Origin of the sequence: Paraburkholderia xenovorans, from assembly GCF_046030735.1 — a bacterium.
Taxonomy (GTDB): domain Bacteria; phylum Pseudomonadota; class Gammaproteobacteria; order Burkholderiales; family Burkholderiaceae; genus Paraburkholderia; species Paraburkholderia xenovorans_A.
In genome coordinates this window covers 62,962-81,512 of sequence record NZ_JAQQBV010000025.1, presented here as the reverse complement: position 1 = coordinate 81,512, position 18,551 = coordinate 62,962, and the positions used below count along the sequence as shown (strand labels likewise).

17 protein-coding genes are annotated in these 18,551 nt (G+C 66.2%); 13 read left to right on the top strand and 4 right to left on the bottom strand.

All coding sequences use genetic code 11. The features are described 5' to 3' along the window. Nucleotide 1 precedes the first annotated feature (1 nt). The 3 genes from PQQ51_RS23375 to PQQ51_RS23365 are packed head-to-tail and all read right to left on the bottom strand — an operon-like array spanning nucleotide 2 to nucleotide 4,722. Nucleotides 2-994, bottom strand: a complete 993-nt coding sequence (locus tag PQQ51_RS23375; RefSeq protein WP_408499227.1) for an LLM class flavin-dependent oxidoreductase — start codon at nucleotides 992-994, stop codon at nucleotides 2-4. Beyond that, the gene (locus PQQ51_RS23370; protein ID WP_408499226.1) at nucleotides 991-2,364 is read right to left on the bottom strand and encodes an LLM class flavin-dependent oxidoreductase; all 1,374 of its coding nucleotides are present in this window, start codon (nucleotides 2,362-2,364) and stop codon (nucleotides 991-993) included. Before PQQ51_RS23370 ends, PQQ51_RS23375 begins: the two co-directional genes overlap by 4 nt. Before the next feature lie 15 nt (nucleotides 2,365-2,379). Further along, nucleotides 2,380-4,722 carry a TonB-dependent receptor gene (locus PQQ51_RS23365; RefSeq protein ID WP_408499225.1) on the bottom strand — a complete coding sequence of 781 codons (2,343 nt, stop codon included), beginning with the start codon at nucleotides 4,720-4,722 and terminating at the stop codon, nucleotides 2,380-2,382. A gap of 148 nt (nucleotides 4,723-4,870) precedes the next feature. On the opposite strand from PQQ51_RS23365, the gene PQQ51_RS23360 reads away from it, so the two are divergent. The 11 genes from PQQ51_RS23360 to PQQ51_RS23310 all read left to right on the top strand — a co-directional run bounded on the left by PQQ51_RS23360 (nucleotide 4,871) and on the right by PQQ51_RS23310 (nucleotide 15,300). Beyond that, nucleotides 4,871-5,092, top strand: coding sequence for a hypothetical protein (locus PQQ51_RS23360; protein WP_408499223.1), 222 nt, complete (start codon nucleotides 4,871-4,873; stop codon nucleotides 5,090-5,092). After that, nucleotides 5,073-6,314, top strand: a complete 1,242-nt coding sequence (locus PQQ51_RS23355; RefSeq protein ID WP_408499222.1) for an SfnB family sulfur acquisition oxidoreductase — start codon at nucleotides 5,073-5,075, stop codon at nucleotides 6,312-6,314. Before PQQ51_RS23360 ends, PQQ51_RS23355 begins: the two co-directional genes overlap by 20 nt. Continuing rightward, nucleotides 6,314-8,005 carry an ABC transporter substrate-binding protein gene (locus PQQ51_RS23350; RefSeq protein ID WP_408499221.1) on the top strand — a complete coding sequence of 564 codons (1,692 nt, stop codon included), beginning with the start codon at nucleotides 6,314-6,316 and terminating at the stop codon, nucleotides 8,003-8,005. The genes PQQ51_RS23355 and PQQ51_RS23350 overlap by 1 nt, the downstream gene beginning before the upstream one ends. A 4-nt stretch (nucleotides 8,006-8,009) precedes the next feature. Beyond that, nucleotides 8,010-9,011 (top strand): ABC transporter permease, encoded by a 1,002-nt coding sequence (locus PQQ51_RS23345; RefSeq protein ID WP_408499220.1) that lies wholly within the window; start codon nucleotides 8,010-8,012, stop codon nucleotides 9,009-9,011. Then, nucleotides 9,008-9,991: an ABC transporter permease gene (locus tag PQQ51_RS23340; protein ID WP_408499219.1), complete on the top strand. Its 984-nt coding sequence runs from the start codon at nucleotides 9,008-9,010 to the stop codon at nucleotides 9,989-9,991. Before PQQ51_RS23345 ends, PQQ51_RS23340 begins: the two co-directional genes overlap by 4 nt. Beyond that, a complete protein-coding gene (locus PQQ51_RS23335; protein WP_408499218.1) occupies nucleotides 9,988-11,676 on the top strand; it encodes a dipeptide ABC transporter ATP-binding protein in 1,689 nt (562 codons plus the stop codon). The genes PQQ51_RS23340 and PQQ51_RS23335 overlap by 4 nt, the downstream gene beginning before the upstream one ends. Beyond that, nucleotides 11,673-12,563 carry an alpha/beta fold hydrolase gene (locus PQQ51_RS23330; RefSeq protein ID WP_408499217.1) on the top strand — a complete coding sequence of 297 codons (891 nt, stop codon included), beginning with the start codon at nucleotides 11,673-11,675 and terminating at the stop codon, nucleotides 12,561-12,563. The genes PQQ51_RS23335 and PQQ51_RS23330 overlap by 4 nt, the downstream gene beginning before the upstream one ends. A 109-nt stretch (nucleotides 12,564-12,672) precedes the next feature. Further along, nucleotides 12,673-13,386 carry an energy transducer TonB gene (locus PQQ51_RS23325; RefSeq protein ID WP_408499216.1) on the top strand — a complete coding sequence of 238 codons (714 nt, stop codon included), beginning with the start codon at nucleotides 12,673-12,675 and terminating at the stop codon, nucleotides 13,384-13,386. A gap of 88 nt (nucleotides 13,387-13,474) precedes the next feature. Next, on the top strand, nucleotides 13,475-14,359 hold the full coding sequence (locus tag PQQ51_RS23320; protein WP_408499215.1) for a MotA/TolQ/ExbB proton channel family protein: 885 nt from the start codon (nucleotides 13,475-13,477) through the stop codon (nucleotides 14,357-14,359). Between the two features lie 39 nt (nucleotides 14,360-14,398). Continuing rightward, the gene (locus PQQ51_RS23315; RefSeq protein ID WP_408499214.1) at nucleotides 14,399-14,824 is read left to right on the top strand and encodes an ExbD/TolR family protein; all 426 of its coding nucleotides are present in this window, start codon (nucleotides 14,399-14,401) and stop codon (nucleotides 14,822-14,824) included. A gap of 47 nt (nucleotides 14,825-14,871) precedes the next feature. Beyond that, nucleotides 14,872-15,300, top strand: coding sequence for an ExbD/TolR family protein (locus PQQ51_RS23310; protein WP_408499213.1), 429 nt, complete (start codon nucleotides 14,872-14,874; stop codon nucleotides 15,298-15,300). 43 nt (nucleotides 15,301-15,343) lie between these two features. Here PQQ51_RS23310 and PQQ51_RS23305 read toward each other — a convergent pair whose 3' ends face one another. After that, nucleotides 15,344-16,351 carry a LacI family DNA-binding transcriptional regulator gene (locus PQQ51_RS23305; RefSeq protein ID WP_408499212.1) on the bottom strand — a complete coding sequence of 336 codons (1,008 nt, stop codon included), beginning with the start codon at nucleotides 16,349-16,351 and terminating at the stop codon, nucleotides 15,344-15,346. A 393-nt stretch (nucleotides 16,352-16,744) separates the two neighbouring features. On the opposite strand from PQQ51_RS23305, the gene PQQ51_RS23300 reads away from it, so the two are divergent. Beyond that, entirely contained in the window at nucleotides 16,745-17,536 is a 792-nt protein-coding gene (locus tag PQQ51_RS23300; protein ID WP_408499211.1) for an SDR family NAD(P)-dependent oxidoreductase, read from the top strand. Nucleotides 17,537-17,544: 8 nt separating this feature from the next. Then, a complete protein-coding gene (locus tag PQQ51_RS23295; RefSeq protein WP_408499210.1) occupies nucleotides 17,545-18,423 on the top strand; it encodes an SMP-30/gluconolactonase/LRE family protein in 879 nt (292 codons plus the stop codon). Nucleotides 18,424-18,551: the final 128 nt, after the last annotated feature.

The window sequence follows — 18,551 nt, the reverse complement described above, 5'->3', positions numbered from 1 at the left end:
ATCAAAGCGTAAGAGGAGGCGACGCAGAAGAAGGCGACCAGCCGAGCGCGGGCGCGATCGTGCGCGCTACCGTTTCGAGCCGCTGCAACGCGTCATCGAGCGAGGTGCTGAAGGTCTGCACCTGGACCACGAGATCGGTGATGCCCTCGCGCGCGGGATCGTCGCGCAGTGCTGCGACGATCGCGTCGGGTGCGCCGCGCAGCACGCCGAACTGGTCCAGCAGGCGCGCGACGTCCGCCTGCTGCGGCGCCGGCGCGCCGTGCGCCTGAGCGAGACGCGCCGCGTAGTTCAGGATGTCGGGCGCGAGCTGCGCGTCGACGCGCGCGGTGTCGGCGCCCGGAATGACCGCGCGCACGAGCGCAATGCGCGGCGCGTGTGCTTCGGTCCACGCGCGGCGATAGCGCGCGATGAGCGCGGCCTCGCCGTGCTGCGCCGAGCGCGCGACGATCAGACCATGGCCGTTGCGCGCGACCGCTTCGACGCCGCTCGTCGCTTGCCAGATGCGCGCCGAAAGGGTCGGCGCGGGCGGCTGCAATGTCGCGCCGGCTTCGCCGAGCGGCACACCGTCGAACGCGTCGCGTAGTGCGGCGAGCGCATTGGCCTGGTCGATGGCGCGCGCATCGAACGTGCGGCCGAAGACATCGAACACGTCCGGCTCGAACCCGGCGCCGAAACCCAACTGGAGACGACCTGCCGACAACGCGTCGAGCACGGCCGCGTCTTCGGCCACGCGCAGCGGCGTTTCGAGCGGCAGCACGATCACGCCGGTGCCGAGCGCAATGCGGCTCGTGCGACGCGACGCGGCCGCGAGCAGCACGAGCGGCGAGGGGAGGCGCCCCGTTTCGCGTCCGAAGTGATGTTGCGCGACCCATGCCGAATCGAAGCCGAGTGCTTCGGCGGCCTCGATCAGCGCGAGCGTGTTGTGGAGCACGCGCGGCGACGCATCGGGCGCGTACACGCGTGTGAGCACGCCAAGGCGAAGACGTTGTGTCATGGCGCCTCCGCACTCACGGGTCCGGTCACGTCGCCACGCACCGTGGACGGCCGCCTGACGAAAGCCGGACGCGGCAAGCCGAGCTGGTCGCGCAGCGTCGGTCCTTCGTACTCGGTACGAAACAGGCCGCGCCGCTGCAGTTCGGGCACGACGAGTTCGACGAAGTCGTCGAGGCCGCCCGGCGCCCACGCGAACGCGACGTTGAAGCCGTCGGCGCCATAGGTCTCGAACCATTCCTCGAAGCGATCGGCGATGGTCTTCGGCGTGCCTGTCACGACGCCTGCGCTCGCGAAGCGCTCATAGAGCTGCCGGATCGTCAGGTTCTCGCGGCGCGCGAGATCGACGATGCCCTGCTGGCGGCTCTTGCTGCGGTTGCTCGGCGGCAGATCGGGCAGCGGGCCGTCGAGCGGATAGCCTGAAAGATCGAAGTCGCCCGCGTTGTCGGCGAGCAGGCGCAGGCCGAGCACCGGATCGATCAGTGCCTGCAACTCGCGCAGCTTGTCGCGTGCGTCGGCCTCGCTCGCACCGACGATCGGCATCACGCCTGGCAGGATCTTCAGATGGTCCGGCTGGCGGCCGTAACGCGCGAGACGTGCCTTGACGTCGGAGTAGAACGCGCGCGCGTCCTCGAGACGATGCTGCGCGGTGAAGATCACTTCGGCGCAACGCGCCGCGAGTTCGCGGCCCGCCTCCGACGACCCGGCCTGCACGAGCACCGGATGACCCTGCGGCGAACGCGCGACGTTCAGCGGCCCGCGCACGCGAAAGTGCGTGCCCTGGTGATTGAGCACGTGCAGCTTCTCGTGATCGAAGTGCAGCCCAGCGGCTTTGTCTTCGATGAACGCGTCGTCCTCCCAGCTATCCCAGAGTCCGGCGACCACCTCGCGGAATTCGTCGGCACGCGCGTAGCGCTGCGCGTGCGCGAGATGCGTGTCGGCGCCGAAGTTCGCCGCTTCGTCGGGCACGACGGAGGTGACCAGATTCCAGCCCGCGCGTCCGCCGCTCAAGTGATCGAGCGACGCGAACTTGCGCGCGATGTGATACGGCGCGTTGTAGGTCGTCGTGGCCGTCGCGATCAGGCCGATGCGTTCGGTGACGGCTGCGAGCGCGGCGAGCAGCGTCAGCGGCTCGAAGGTGTCGGCGCGCGCGCTGCGCCGCAGCGAGTCGATGTGGCTGCCCTGGGTCGCCACCACGTCGGCGATGAACAGCGCGTCGAGCTTGCCGCGCTCGGCGGTCTGCGCCATGCGCCGGTAGTGTGCGAAATCGCGGTTGCCGTTAGGCGCCGCCTGCGGATGCCGCCAGCCGACGACATGACTACCGGTTCCATACAGCAGCGCGTTCAGCTTCAACTTGTCGGGGCGGCGTGGCATGGCGCTCTCCTCCTGTCAGTAGGTGTAAGTCACGCGCACACCGAGCGTGCGCGGCTCGCCTGCGGCGGCCACGTTGGTGCCGGGCAGGAAGAAGTTCTTCGTCAGGTCGTACTGGCGGTTGAACAGGTTGCGCGCCCACAGCGAGACGTCCCAGTGACGGTCCGGCGTCGACAGCGTCACGCTCGCATTGAAGAGCCAGTAGCCATCCACGGTGTAGTTCGGACCGAGCAGCAACTCCTGCGAGTACGCGTTGCGGTAGCTGTAGTTGGTTTCCGCGCGCAGCCGGTAGCCGCCCACGAAGAAGCCATACGCGACCTGACCGCCGTAGCTCAGGCGCGGAAAGCTCAGCGACGTGCCGTTGTAGTCGGTGAACACGTTGTGTCCCGCGGCCGCCGACGCGACCGTGTCGTACGTGACGAACGGCGACGTGTACTTGCCTTCCTTGTAGCCGACGTACTGCGAGATCTCGAGCCCGCGGATCGGCTGCCAGTTCACCTCGGTCTCGAGGCCGTCGATGCGCGAGCGCGGCGCATTGACGAAGGTGCCGATCAGCGACTGCGAGTTCGGATCGAACGTGGCCGACAGCACCTGCTGGTCGCGATAGTCGTAGTGGAACGCGGACAGATTCCAGCGCAGCGAGCGCGTGAGATCGGTCTTGAAGCCGGCCTCGTACGCGGTCAGCGTTTCCGGCTGGAACGGCGCGAGCGCGTCCGAGCTCCCCGTGTTGTGAGCGGTGAAGCCGCCCGACTTGTAGCCGCGGCTGATCGTCGCGTAGAGCAGCGTGGTGGGCGCGAGATCGAATTCGAGGCCGACCTTGCCCGACGTGCCGTTCGACGTGAGCGTCTGGTTGGCCGCACCCGCCGCGAATCCCGCGAACGGTGTGAACGCGGGCGACAGCGTGCCGGACTCGAAGTCCTGCAATTCGCGACGCTCGTGCTCCTGGCGCACCCCGACGATGCCGCGCAGGCGGCTCGTGATGTCGTAAGTCGCCTGGCCGTACGCGCCGAGCGTATCGACCGACTGGCGATAGCTCGTCAACGCGACGAAGCCGAGCCGGTCCGAGAAGTCGGAATAGAACTTCTCGTTGAGGTCGTCGTGCGAATAGAACAGACCGGCGACCCAGCGCAGCCGCGAGTTGGTGCGCGACGAGACGCGCACTTCCTGCGTGAACTCGTTGATGGTGTCGTCGAAGTATTCGTCCGAGTCGTGATAGCTCGTTGCGTCCCAGTCCTGGTACTCGCGCCGGTGCAGATAGTTGAACGCGGTGATGCTCTTGAGCTCGACCGGTCCGACGTTCCATGACGCGGTGATATCGGCGCCCGCGTTCACGTTGTTGCGGCCCGGCTTTGCGTCGAGCGGCAGGCCCGTCACGCGCGAGAACGCGGGGCTCACGCCCCAGCCCGTCTTCGTGATGTCGGTGTCGGCGGGAATGACGACGCCCGTGAGCGTCGACTTGTACGGCGTGAACAGGTACAGGCCTTCGTCATCCGACTTGTCGAATCCGCCGTGCGCGCCGAGATGCAGCTTGAAGTCCGGCGTGACGTCCCAGTCGAGCTGGCCCCGGCCGGCGGCGCTGTTGTGGTTGCCGAGCGACTGGCCGGTGTCGCGGTTGGTCTGCCACGCGCCGAAATCCTGTGTCGTGAACGCGACGCGCCCACGCACGGTATCGCTCAACGGGCCGGACACATAGCCCTCGTTCGTGAACAGGTTGTGCGAGCCGTATTCGGTGGTGATGCCCGCCTCGAAGTCTTTAGTCGGCTTGTTCGTGATGAAGTTGATCGTGCCGCCGGTGGTGTTGCGGCCATAGAGCGTGCCTTGCGGCCCGCGCAGCACCTCGACGCGCGAAATGTCGAACAGTTGCCCCTGCGTCTGGATAGGCAACGCGTAGGCGACGTCGTCCACGTTCACGCCGACTGTCGCCGAGTTGTTCGCGGTGTAGTCCGTGAAGCCGACGCCGCGAATGCGGAACTGCGGCTGGCCGCCGCCGAACGCCGGTTCGACTTCGAGGCTCGGCGTGGCGTGCTGCAGATCGTTGACCGTGTTCACGTTCAGGGCCTTGAGGTCGCGCCCCTGCAGCACGGAGATCGATGCGCCGAGATGCTGGGCCGATTGCGTGCGCCGCTCGGCGGTCACGACGACGTCTTTGAGTCGCGCTTCCGGCGCGGCCGCGTCGCTCGCCGCGTTTGGCCTGGCCGCAGTCGCGCCGCTTGCCGCTGCCTTCGATGCGGCAGGTTGCGCGGCACTCGACGACGCCGCAACGGGTGCGCCCGCGGCCGGCTGTTCCTGCGCCCGCAGCGCGGGCGCCGCCGCGATCAGCGCCGACGCGCCGATGGAAGCCCGTAACAACTTGTGTTTCATTTTCACTTATCCCCTGGTGCAGGCTGGCTTGTTGGTCCGTGTGGTGGCGCGCCGCTCTGCAGCGCGACGGCGGGGCGCAGTGCAACAGCTATGCCAGGCGGCGCAAGTGTCGACAGGACGGGCTTCCCGCTGAACGAAACGTCGGTGTGTGTTCGCGCGCGCCGATGAGGATTCGCGCGTTTTGCTGGAAATGCAGCAGCGCGGCATGCACGCGAGCGGCGTGCTGGATTTGCGGCATCTCGCTGGAAATCCAGTGCTGCGCGGCGACGCGTGTGAGCGCGAAACCTTATGCAACCGTGATGGCATAGGCCTTGCTCTTTGGCCCGTCAGGATTTTTTTCAAGGACCTGCATGAGTGCCTATCTGACTGACGACGCGCCGTCGAGCGCATCGCACGCAACTTCCCCGCGGCCGACAGCGAGCCGCATCGTCGACGACGCGCACGCGCTCGAAACCGCGCGCCGCCTCGCGGACGAACTGGCGCGCGAAGCCGCGCAGCGCGATCGCGAGCGCCGTCTGCCGTTCGCGGAGCTGGACCTGTTCTCCGGCAGCGGGCTGTGGGGCATCACGGTGCCGCGCGCTTACGGCGGCGCGGACGTATCGCTCGCGACGCTCGGCGAGGTCGTGCGCATCATCGCGCAGGCCGATCCGTCGATAGGACAACTGCCCAAAAATCATTTCCACGCGCTCGACGTGATCCGTCTCACCGGCAACGACGCGCAGCGCCGCAAGTTCTTCGATCTGGTGCTGGAGGGCAAACGCATCGGCCATGCCGCGTCCGAGCGCGGCACGAAGACGGCGCTGGAGATCGCGACACGTCTCACGCGGCGCGGCGGCCGTCTGGTGCTGGAAGGGCAGAAGTTCTACGCGACGGGCGCGCTGTTCGCGGACTGGATCGCCGTGCTCGCGCTCGACGACGACGGCCGCTACGTGCAGGCGCTGGTCGAGCGCAATCGACCGGGGCTCGAGATCGTCGACGACTGGAGCGGCTTCGGCCAGCGCACTACGGCAAGCGGCACGCTGACGCTCGCGGGCGTCGAAGTCGATCCGCAGGACGTGGTGTCGATCCAGGCCGCGTTCGAGCGGCCCACGCTCGCGGGGCCGCTCTCGCAGCTTCTGCACGCGAATATCGACGTGGGCATCGCACGCGCGGCGCTCGCCGACACGATCACGTTCGTGACCACGCGCAGCAGGCCGTGGGGCGATAGCGGGATCGCGCGCGCGTCGGACGATCCGTATGTGATTCGCGACGTCGCGGATATTCAGGTGCGGCTCGTCGCGGCCGAGGCCGTGCTCGAGCGCGTTGCCGCACACCTCGCCGCACTGCCGCCCGAACTCGACGATGCGCAGGTTGCCGATGCATCGGTGCAGGTCGCGGTCGCGAAAGTGCTCAGCACCGAACTCGTGATTCTCGCGACCAACAAGCTGTTCGAACTGGCGGGCACGCGTTCGGTGCTGAGCGAATACAACCTCGATCGCCACTGGCGCAATGCGCGCACACACACGCTGCACGATCCGGTGCGCTGGAAATACCACGTGATCGGCAACTACGTGCTCAATCAGGTCAATCCGCCGCGCCACGGGTATCTGTGATGAACAAATTTTTGCATCACCCGGTTTCGGTTCGCGAGCATGGGAAGCACGACGAGCACGCGGAGCACGATGAGCCGCTGAATCTCGCGCGACGCCGCAGCCTGCTCGCGCTCGCGTGCGCACCGGCGGCACTCGCATTCGGCGCGAGTCGCGAAGCGTTCGGTGCCGATGCCGCGAGCACGGACGCAACCGGCGCCACGCCGGTTCGTGGCGGCACGCTCGGGCTGTTCGCGCAGCCCGAGCCGCCGTCGCTCGTGAACGCGCTGACGCCGCACGTCGCGTCGCAATACGTGGGCGGCAAGATCTTTCAGGGCCTGCTCGTGTTCGACCCGCAACAGCGGCCGGTACCCGTGCTCGCGCGCATCTGGAGCGCGTCGCCCGACGGTCTGCGCCATACGTTCGAATTGCAGCCAGGCGTGCAGTGGCACGACGGCCAGCCGTTCGGCGCGCAGGATGTCGTCGTCACGCTGCTCGAGATCGCGCCGAAAGCGTTGCCGCGCGTGCAGATCGTGTACGACAAGTATGTTGCGTCGATCGAGGCGAGCGGTCCGCTGCAGGTGACGTTCCACCTGAAGAAGCCGTACGCGGGGCTGCTGAATCTGCTCGGCAGCGGCCTGTTGCCGATTCTGCCCGCGCATCTTTATCAGGGCAAAGATCCACGCACGAATCCGGCCAATCAGCATCCGGTCGGCACCGGGCCATTCGTGTTCCGCGAATGGAAGCACGGCGCGTATATCCGGCTCGAACGCAATCCCGCGTACTGGAAGAAGGGGTTGCCGTATCTCGACGGCATCGTCTTCAACATCGTGCCCGATGCGGCCGCGCGCGCGATCGCGTTCGAGCGCGGGCAGATCCATCTGCTGCGCGCGGGCGACGTCGACTATGCCGATATCGCGCGCCTCGCGAAGCTGCCTGGCGTCACTGAGACCACGCGCGGCTGGGAGCTCTTCTCCGGGATGGCGTTTCTGGAGCTGAACCAGCGCAAGCCGCCGTTCGACAACGTGCTCGTGCGGCAGGCGGTGCTGCTCGCGCTCGACCGGCAGTTCATCGTCGAGCGCATTTTCTTCGGTTTCGGCAAGCCCGCGAGCGGGCCGTTTCTGTCGACTTCGCCGTTCTACGATCCGAACGTGCCGCGTTTCGCCTACAACCCCGATCGTGCGCGCGCACTGCTCCGGCAGTCGGGCGTGGATGTCGGCAAGTATCCGCTCGTGCTGATCAACGGCGAGAAGGGCGGCGCGTGGGAGCGGGTGGCCGAATACACGCAACAGGCGCTCAATCAGGTCGGCTTTCGCGTGCGTGTGCAGACCACGGACGCAGCGGGCTGGTATGCGCACGTCGGAAACTGGGACTTCGATCTGAGCTACAACTTCCTGTTCCAGAACGGCGACCCCGAGTTCAGCATCGCACCGCTGTATCGCATCGACGGGATTTCCAAAGGCTCGCCGTTCGGCAACGTCGCGGGCTACCGCAGTCCGAAGGTTGACGCGCTATGGGATGCCGCCGCGCAAGCAACCGACCCGGCCACGCGGCGCAGCCTCTACGCGCAGATCCAGACCGCGCTCGCCAACGACGCGGCCATTGCGAACGTGTTCGAGATGAACAACCCGACGCTCTATCGCAACACCGTCCACAACGTGCTGCGCACCGCGACGAGCGTCAACGAAAGTCTCGAGGACGCGTGGATAGGCTGACGCGATGAAAACGATCCTGCGAGTCGCGGCGACGGCAGTGCGCGGCCTGGCGGTGGTGCTGGGCGTGCTGGTCGTCAACTTCTTTCTGATCCGGCTCGCGCCGGGCGATCCGGCGCTTGCGCTCGCGGGCGATGCGGGCGCGGGCGACGGCGCGTATATCCAGCATCTGCGCGAGCAGCTTGGGCTCACGCGGCCGCTCGCGGAGCAGTTCGCGCTGTACTTGCGGTCGCTCGCGCATGTGGACTTCGGGTATTCGTATCGCAATCAGGAAAGCGTGCTGCAACTCGTCGCCGAGCGGCTGCCCGCGACGCTGCTGCTGATGGTGGCGGCGTTCGCGGTCTCGGTCGTGATCGGCGTGAGCTCCGGTGCGATCGCCGCTTATTGCGAAGGGCGCGGCGGCCGTCTGGCGCGTGCGCTCGCGCGCGCGATCGGCGCGCTCGCGGTCGTGACCTATGCGACGCCGCTTTTCTGGTTCTCGCTAGTGATTGTCATCGTGTTTTCGGTCGTGCTCGGCTGGCTCCCGTCGTTCGGAATGGAAAGCATCGGCGCGGGCTACACGGGCTGGCGTCACGCGCTCGACATCGGCGAACACCTCGTGCTGCCCGCGACGACGCTCGGGCTCGTCTATGCGTCCGTGTATACGCAACTGACGCGCGCGGCGATGCTCGACGTGATCGAGCGCGAGTTCGTGCGCACCGCGCGGGCCAAAGGCGCGTCCGAGTGGCGCGTGATGATCCGGCACGTGTTGCGCAACGCGCTGCTGCCGGTCGTGACGCTCGGCGGCGTGCAGCTCGGGCAGCTCGCGGGCGGTGCGCTCGTCACCGAGATCGTGTTCGCGTGGCCGGGAATCGGCGGACTGATGTACGACTCGCTCGTGCAGCGCGACTATCCGGTGTTGCTCGGGGTGCCGGCTGTCGTGGCGGCGCTCGTGGTCGCGTTCAATGTGCTGACGGACGTGTTGTATGGCGTGGTCGATCCACGCTTGCGTGAGCGGGAGGCGCGATGACGAGACGTTTTCGGCGGCCGGGTTTTCGGCACGGTTTTGCGCGGGCGTTGCCGCGCGTTCCGGGCAAACTGTCGGGCTCCGTCTTTTCGGAAGCTGCGTCGGCACGCGGCGATGGGGTTGCGCGTACCACCCCCGCGGCGGACGGCTTTTTCAGGCGCTTTTCGCACTCGCCCGGCGCACGGGCCGGCGTGATCTTCCTCGCGGTCGTCGCGCTCGTGGCGCTCAGTGCGCCGCTGTGGCTGCCGTCGCCGTGGAACATGGCGGGCGAGCCGCTGTTGCCGCCGCTGCGGCATCTCGCGCATCCGCTCGGCACCGACATGCTCGGCCGCGACGAGCTGATCGGTCTGCTGTGGGGCGCGCGCGTGTCGCTGTTCGTCGGGCTCGCGGCGACGGTGGCGACGTTGGCGCTCGGCGCGTCGATCGGCGCGATCGCGGGATGGTGCGGCGGCCGCATCGACAGTGCGTTGATGGCCGTTACCGAACTGTTCCAGACGATCCCGCAGTTCGCGCTGGCCGTGACGATCGCGGCGGTGCTCGGCGCGTCGCTCGAATCGACGGTCGTCGCGATTTCGGTGGCGTCGTGGCCCGCGATCGCGCGGCTCGTGCGCGGCGAATTCATCGGACTCGCGCGCCGCGAATTCGTGCTGGCCGCGCGCGTCGCGGGCGAGCGGCCCGCGCTGCTGGTCTGGCGGCAGATCCTGCCGCACGTGGTCGCGCCGCTCACCGTGCTCGCCGCGCTGATGGTCGCGGCCGCGATCCTCACCGAATCGGCGTTGTCGTTCCTCGGACTCGGCGATCCTTCGCTGATGAGCTGGGGCTTCATGATCGGTGCTGCGCGCAACGTCGTGCGGGACGCGTGGTGGCTCAGCATCTGGCCGGGTCTCGCGATCGTCGCGACCGCGCTCGCAATCAACCGCGTCGGCGAAGGGCTGCGGCATGCTACGTCGCAGACACGGCCGGTGCACGGAGTGTCGCGATGAGCGCCGTGCCTCTGCTCGAAATCGACCGCTTGACGCTGGCGTTGCCGCACGGCGCGGAGCGCAGCGAGGCTGTACGCGACGTGTCGCTGACGATCGCGCCCGGCGAAGTGCTGTGCGTGGTGGGCGCGTCGGGCTCCGGGAAATCGCTGCTCGCGTCGTCGATCACCGGGCTGCTGCCGCGCGGCGTGCGGCGCTCGGCCGGTCGTATCGTGCTGCGCGGGCGCGATCTCACCGCGTGCAGCGACGCGCAATGGCGTGCGCTGCGCGGACGCGACATCTCGATGATCTTTCAGGAGCCGCTCGCCGCGCTCAATCCGCTGATGACCGTCGGCGCGCAGATCGAAGAAGTGCTGCGCGTGCATCGCGTGCTCGCGCGGCGCGGCGAGGCCGCCGCGCGAACCACGCGCGTGGAAACGCTGCTGCGCGATGTCGGTTTGCCCGAACCGGAGCGCGTGCGCCACGCGTATCCGGACGCGTTGTCAGGCGGACAACGGCAGCGCGTGATGATCGCGATGGCGCTTGCGCTCGAACCGGCGCTGCTGATTGCCGACGAGCCGACCACCGCGCTCGACGTGACGACGCAGTCGCGGATTCTCGCGCTGATCGTCGAGGCGACGCGCGCGACGCAAACGGGCGTGCTGCTGATCACGCATGACTTCGGCGTGGTCGCGCAGATTGCGGATCGCGTCGCGGTGCTGCGCGAAGGCGCGATCGTCGAGATCGGCGCTGCCGCCGACGTGTTGAGCACGCCGCACCATCCGTACACGCGTGCCCTGCTCGATGCAATGCCGCACGGACGGCGCACCGCGCGCACGATTCGACGCGATGGCACGCCGTTGCTCGACGTCGCGGCACTTCACAAACGCTATGCGCCCGCGCGCACGCTGCCGTTTCTGTCCACACGCGGACGGCGCGGTGTGGACGCGCTCAACGATGTCGGTTTCGCACTGCACGCGGGAGAAACGCTGGGTGTGGTCGGCGAATCGGGTTCCGGAAAATCGACGCTCGCACACGCGTTGCTGCGGCTCGCACGCGTGGACGCGGGGCGCATCGTGCTGCGCGGTCAACACGATCTCGCGCGCTTGCCTGAACGGGCGCTAAGGCCGCTGCGCCACGAGATCCAGATGGTATTTCAGGATTCCTATGCATCATTGAATGCACGCCAGACGATTGCGCAGATCGTCGCCACCGGGCCGCTCGCCGCGCACGTGCCGCGTCGCGAAGCGTACCGGCGCGCGGCGGCGTTGCTCGAACAGGTCGGATTGTCTCCGGATGCACTCGATCGCTATCCGCACCAGTTCTCGGGCGGTCAGCGGCAACGGATCAGCCTCGCGCGTGCTCTCGCGCTCGATCCCGCGATTCTGGTCGCCGACGAAATGGTGTCGGGCCTCGATGTGGTCGTGCAGGCGCAGATTCTGGATCTGCTGGCGACGGTGCAACGGCGGCGGGCGATGGCGATCGTCTTCATCACACACGACTTGCGCGTTGCCGCGCAGATTTGCGACCGCATTGCGGTAATGCGCGCGGGCCGCGTGGTCGAACTCGGCGACACGGCGCAGATTTTCGGCTCGCCACGCGATGCCTACACGCGTGAACTGATCGACGCGATACCGGTGCTGCCGGCACGCGCGTCGCCGCCCGTGCCGGCATCGGGAAGCGCGCTCATCGACGAGGAACAATCATGAATCAGGCGCTATTACGCGAGACGGCCACGTCGGTCGTCGTGACCGGGACGCAGGTGGAGGTTCGTCCGGGACGCACGCTCAGCGTCGCGCATCATCCCGCGCCGGCGGACTCGCCGCATGCGGATACCGTCGTGTTCTTCGCGCACGGCGGCGGCGGCAACAAGAACCAGTGGCGCTTTCAATGGCGCGCGCTGGCCGACGCGGGCTATGGGCTCGTCGCGTGGGATTTTCTCGGACACGGCGACAGTCCGCGGCCCGATCCGCGCCACGGCGGCTATCGCGGCGAGGACACCGTTGCCGACTATCTCGCGATCTTCGAGCGCTATCGGCGCGAGCGCAACGTGCTCGCCGCGCACTCGCTCGGCACCGGCAGCACGCTCGCGCTGCTCGATCGGCTGGAACAACACGGCCGGCTGCACGAGGTAAGCGCGGCGTTGCTGCTGGGCACGCAGCTCGAGCGGCCGGTGCGTCGCACGCCGGCGCTGCCGGATTGGCTGCTCGAATGGCTGAAGCCCATTTTCGCGCGCCGCTTCACGCGGCTTGCGTGGCATCCCACGGCGAATCCGGCGCTCGTCGCGTATGAGTCGCGTCTCGCGCGACGCAACCGCATGGGGACGTTCAAGGCGATCGTGAGCGCCGCGCCGTGGCCTGGCGCGGCGCGGCTCGCGGCGCTGGACGTGCCGATCGCCGTGCTGTCGGGCGATTCCGACGGCGTGACGCTGCCTGCGGGTGGGCGCGCGCTTGCCGCGGCGCTGCCCGACGCGACGTTCGACGTGCTGCGCGACTGCGGGCATCAGTTGATGCTCGAACGGCCGGACGACGTCGATCGCGTGTTGTTTGAGTTGCTCACGTTGCTCGAACGCGCTGCCGCGTCCGTGCGCGGTTGAAGTCCGCGGTGGGAGCGAGACAAACCAGCAGGAATTTACGGGCTGCATGAAGTTTGAGTCGCACGGCCGTCGATGGGGTCGTCGTCAACGATACGTTTGGAGTTAGCGCATGGCGGAAGGTGTAGCAAGCGGTGAGAAGTGGACGGGACGGCCGCGCCAATACGGCGCGAGCCAGAAGGGTTCGGCGCGGCGCTACGGCGGTATCGCGCTGGTGGTGCTGCTGCACGTCGTGCTGATCTGGGCGCTCGTCAACGGCCTCGCGACGAAAGTCGTGCAGATCGTGCAGCAGCCGGTGGTCGCGCGCATCATCGAGGCTGCGAAGCCGCCCGCGCCGCTGCCCGTTGTCAAACCGTCCGCGCCGACGCCGCCACAGGCGAAACCGCAGCCGCGCGTCGTCACGCATCGCGAGGTGCCGGTGCCGGCGCCAACGCCGATCGTTCAGCCGCCCACGCCGTCTGCGGCGGCGATTTCGACTCCGACTCCGACTCCAACTCCGAGCCCCGCACCGGTGGCGGCGCCGACGGTCGCACCGCCCGCGCCGCCGAAGCCGGTCAGCCACGAAGCGGGCGTGGTGTGCCCGAACTCGGACAACGTGCGCGCTTCGTTGACGTACCCGCAGCAGGCACGGGACAACGACATCACGGGAGACGTGCTGATCACGTTCTCGGTCGATACGCAGGGTCATGTCACCGACGAAAAGGTGGAAAAGTCGGCCGATCCGATTCTCGATCGCGCGGCGCTCAATGCCGTGAGGAAGTTCAACTGCATCTCGCAGGGCCAGTCCGTGCGCGTGCAGGTGCCGTTTTCGTTCAATCTGAACTGACCGCGCGCGGCGCGGTTTCAGGTTGCCTCAATGCGTGCTGCGCGCGAAGCGTGCGCGGTGGCGCAATCTCGAATGATCTGGAGCATTCATGAAGAAGCATGCATTTGTGTCGGTTGCTGTGGCGTTGTCGATTCTCTCGGCCACGGGTGCGTCTGTCGTGCCCGATGTGGCGTATGCGCAGGCGAGCGTCAGCGCGGCGCCGGCGGCGGACGCCCCATCCGCGCCGCCACAACAGCCGGGTGCGGCTGCGGCCGACGATCAGGTCCCCGCAGCGGCCGTGGCACAGACCGGCAATCCCTACGGGCTGGAAGCGCTGTGGCATAACGGCGATTTCGTCGCACGTTTCGTGTTGCTCGTGCTGGTCGCGATGTCGATGGGTAGCTGGTACATCATCGTGACGAAGTTCGTCGAACAGACGCGCGCGGGCCGCCGCGCGAAGCTGGCCGACGAGCAGTTGTGGAGCGCGCCGTCGCTCGCATCGGGCGCCACGCAACTCGACGAACGCTCGCCGTTCCGCTTCATCGCGGAAACGGGTATCGAGGCCGCGGAACATCACGAAGAGGCGCTTCTCGAAGAAGTGGACCGCAACACGTGGATTCAGGCGTCGATCGACCGCTCGATCGTCAATGTGTCGAACCGGCTTCAGGACGGCCTCGCGTTTCTCGCGACAGTCGGCTCGACCGCGCCGTTCGTCGGCCTGTTCGGCACCGTATGGGGCATTTATCACGCGCTCACGGCCATCGGCATCGCGGGGCAGGCGTCGATCGACAAGGTCGCAGGGCCCGTCGGCGAGGCGCTCATCATGACCGCCATCGGCCTTGCGGTCGCAGTGCCTGCCGTGCTCGGCTACAACTTCCTCGTCAGGCGCAACAAGTCGCTGCTGGAGCGGGTACGCGCGTTCGGCGCGCAACTGCATGTGGTGCTGCTTGCGGGACGCAAGCGCGCGGTGCGCGCCGTCGCGAGTGCCGGTTGAACGCCGGTTGAATGCAACGCACGACAGGAGCGAACTCGCATGGCTATGAATATCGGGCAGGAGAGCGGCGAGGACGACGTGCTCTCCGCGATCAACACGACGCCGCTCGTCGACGTGATGCTGGTGCTGCTGATCATCTTTCTGATCACGATTCCGGTGGTCACGCATACGGTGCCGGTGCGTCTGCCGAAGGAAACCGTGACGCCGCTGCAGACGCGGCCGGACAGCATCGAGATCGCCGTCGACAGGAACGGCGCGATCTTCTGGAACGAGAAGCGCATCGAGTTGCCGGCTTTGACCGCGCAACTGCAAGCGGCTTCGCAGCGTCAGCCGCAGCCGGAAGTGCACGTGCGCGGCGATCAGCGCACGCATTACGAATATGTCGGGCGCGTGGTGACGGCTTGCGAGCGCGTGGGCATCACGAAGGTGTCGTTCATTACGCAGCCGCCTGCACGCGGCCAATGACCGGTTCACCCATCACGCAAAAAAACGCAGAAAACTGGAGTTCGACGATGAGCATGCACACGCCGTCGGGAGGCACCGGCGATGAGCCGGAGGTGATGATGGACATCAATACGACGCCGCTAATCGACGTGATGCTCGTATTGCTGATCATGCTGATCATCACGATCCCCATTCAGATGCACGCGGTGAAGATGAATTTGCCGGTCGGCACGCCGCCGCCGGCCGCGCCGCCGCCCGTCGTTCAAATCGATATCGACGCCGCGGGGGCGGTGCGCTGGGACGGCACGAAGCTCGACAGCCGGCGCGATCTTGAACGGCACATGGCGAACGTGGCTGCGCGTGCGGAGCAGCCCGAGCTTCACTTGCAGCCCGACAAGCTCGCGCCGTACGGTGCGGTGGCCGAAGTTCTGGCCGCCGCGCAGCGCGAAGGCGCGACGAAGATTGGCGTGGTGGGTGACGAGTCGGACGCGCAGTGAGGGGAGAGGGATGGGCCGGCAGTCAAGCCTGCCAGCCCATCCACTACGCCTTCACTTTCTTGCCGCGGGTGACGCAGGCCACGGTCGATTGACGGATGACCAACTGCGCCCCGATCCGGATATGAGGAACCGCAATGGGCCGCTTGCCGATCTGCTGCGACAGCAGACGCCAGGCCTCGACGGCCATCTGATCGGCCGGCTGCTGCACGGCGCTTACCGCAGGCCGCAGGAGCTTCAGCCATTCGAAATCGTCGAAAGACAGCAGCGACATGTCGTCTGGAATGCTGAGGCCGCACTCAAGCTGCGCGCATACGGCGCCGAGCGTCACGATGTTATTGCCGGTGAAAAGGGCAGTGGGCCGGTCTGGTGAGCGAAACAGGTTAGTCAGCGAGATCGTCGCTTCCTGAACGCTCAGGCCGACCACGCGCACTTCGGCCTTGGCGCGCGCCTCGCGCATCGCCTGTTCGAAGCCGCTGATGCGCTCCTGCGTATTCCACAGATGCGGCGACGTCACAGCAAAGACAATGTGCCTGTGACCCAGCGACAGCAGGTGTTTTGTGCCTTGATAGGTCGCATCGACATTGTCCGTGGCCACGCTCGGGAACGGAGTGTCTTCCGTGATCCGGTCGACCACGATGCAAGGCATACCGGCCCCGACAGCCGTCGCAAGCAGCTCCGAACTTTCCAGCGACGACATGACGATCATGCCGTCGACTTGCCGCTCCCTGAGCAGGCGTATGCGGGCTTGCGCGCGCTCGGAATTTTCTCCCGTCGCAACGATCATGACCGTATAGCCGGCAGCCGAAGCGAGGTTCTCGATCTTCTCGACTAGCGCTGCGTAGAGCGTGTTAAGAATATCCGGGACGATGATGCCGATCGTATGGGTTTCCCGGCTTCTCAGGCTCGCGGCAATCTGATTGCGCTGGTAGTTCAATTTGGTACATGCGGCGAGGACTCGCTTGCGCAATTCCTCTGCAACAGTCACTTTGCCGTTCAGAACCTTTGACACGGTGCCAAGCGATACATTCGCCTCGCGTGCCACCTCATTCATTGTCGGCTTGCCTCGCATGCCAATCCTCAGTATGTGCGTCGCCTGATTATGAAACGTTATATGAACGGCAGTCAACCGCGTAGGTACCCGATAACGGACCTCGGTCGGATCGTCTGTCTGGCTTCAGGAGCGTGACGTCAAAGCATTTTTGTTCATGTACCCGCCGAACGATCTGTTCGATGCGCCCATCAGGGATTTCCCCGAAGATCACTTCCATCTGAAAAGACGTATGCTTTCGTATAACGTTTCACCAACATGAAAACGATTCGTTCGAGGGCAACGACGCAGCACGTCAACGGACCATGGCGATACCGGACATCCGTGCCGGCTCATCGCATGGATCGCTAATCTATTGATCGCCTGCGTATTCGCGGGCGCGAAAGTGAGGACCGCGTGAGTGATTTAACGGGCAGGGGTGCAGTGATTACGGGCGGCGGCCGAGGTATCGGGTTGGCATGTGCGCGGCTGATTGCCCAGCGCGGCGGATCCGTGGTCCTGTTGGGCGAGGATCCGGAAGTCGTGCAACAGGCTGGCGCGACACTGCGCGCCGAAGGGCTGAATGCAGCAACTGTCGTTGCCGATATCAGCGTCGAAGCGCAAGTGGTTGTCGCGATGGCGCAGGCGGCCGAGTTTCTCGGCTCCATCGATATTCTGATCAACAACGCTGCGATTCAACCGTATGGCACCGTCGCGTCCATGGGCTCGCAAGCATGGGATCACGTCATCGGCGTCAATCTGCGCGGCGCTTATCTGGCCTGTCATTACGCACTGCCTCATATGCTCGCGCTCAGGCGCGGGGCGATCGTCAACATTGCGTCGGTGCAGGCGCTGGCCAATCAGGCGCGTGTGGCGGCGTATGCGGTGTCGAAGAGCGGAATGCTCGCTTTAACCCGGTCTCTCGCGGTGGATTTCGGTTCGTTCGGCATCAGGGCCAACACGGTCTGCCCGGGTTGTATCGATGCGCCGATGACACACCTCTCGGCCACCGAAGTCGCGCCGGGAAGTGAGGAAGAAATGATCCGGCAATGGGGCAAGGCGCAACCGCTCGGCCGGGTCGGACGCCCTGAGGAAGTGGCCGAAGTCGTCGCCTTTCTGGCGAGCGATCGCGCGAGTTTCTGCACAGGCGCGGAGTTCAAAGTGGATGGAGGATTGCTGGCCAGCCTCGGCGTAACCTTACCGGAGTGACAAAGACCATGTTTGACATTCAGTGTGTATGGGATGGCAGGGCGGTGCTCGGCGAAGGGCCCGTCTGGGACGAGGTCGAGCAGGCGCTGTTCTGGGTCGATATCAAGGCACACGCGATTCATCGCCTCGATCCTTGCGATGGATTGATCCAGAGCTGGGCCGCACCGGGCCAGGTCGGCTGCGTTGCGCTGGATGGCGACGGCAATTTCATTGCCGCCTTGCAACAGGGGATTTTCCGCATCGGGAGAGCGGGCCGCACCTGCGATCTGCTGGTCGATCCGGAGCCCAGGCTTCCCACCAACAGGTTTAACGACGGTGCGGTCGACCCATTAGGCCGCTTCTGGGCAGGCACCCTGCGCGACGATGAAACCTGGCCCCCTGAGGGAAGCCTGTATGTCCTCGGCGGCGACGATCGTTGCGCACGGCGTCTGACGGGTTTGCGATGTCCGAATGGCTTGGGCTGGAGTCCGGACGGCCGCACTATGTATGTCACCGACAGCATGGTCGGCACGATCTGGGCCTTCGATTTCGACATGCCGACCGGCACGCTGGGCGCGCAACGCGTGTTTGCGCAATGGCCATTGAGCGAAGGCGTGCCGGATGGTCTTGCCGTGGATGCCGGCGGCGATGTATGGACTGCGGTTTGGGACGGCGGGGCAATTCGTCGTTACGCGCCCTCGGGCGATCTGGTGCAAGTCGTGCCACTGCCGGTCAAACGGCCGACGAGTTGCGCGTTTGGTGGCGCGAACCTCGATATTCTCTACGTCACGTCGGCCTCCATCGGCTTGTCCGACCCGACACAACACGATGGTGCGCTATTCGCATTCGAGCCGGGCGTGAAGGGTTTGTCCATGCCCCGATACGGGATTCCCCTCATCAACAGCTAGTTCGCGACAGTCGTACACTTGAATATAACGTTTCACCAACGAACATTGCGGTTGTTTGTATAACGTTTCACAAGAGCGGCCTTTCAAAGGCGGCCTCAAGGAGATGATGATGAGCATCAACGCGTATA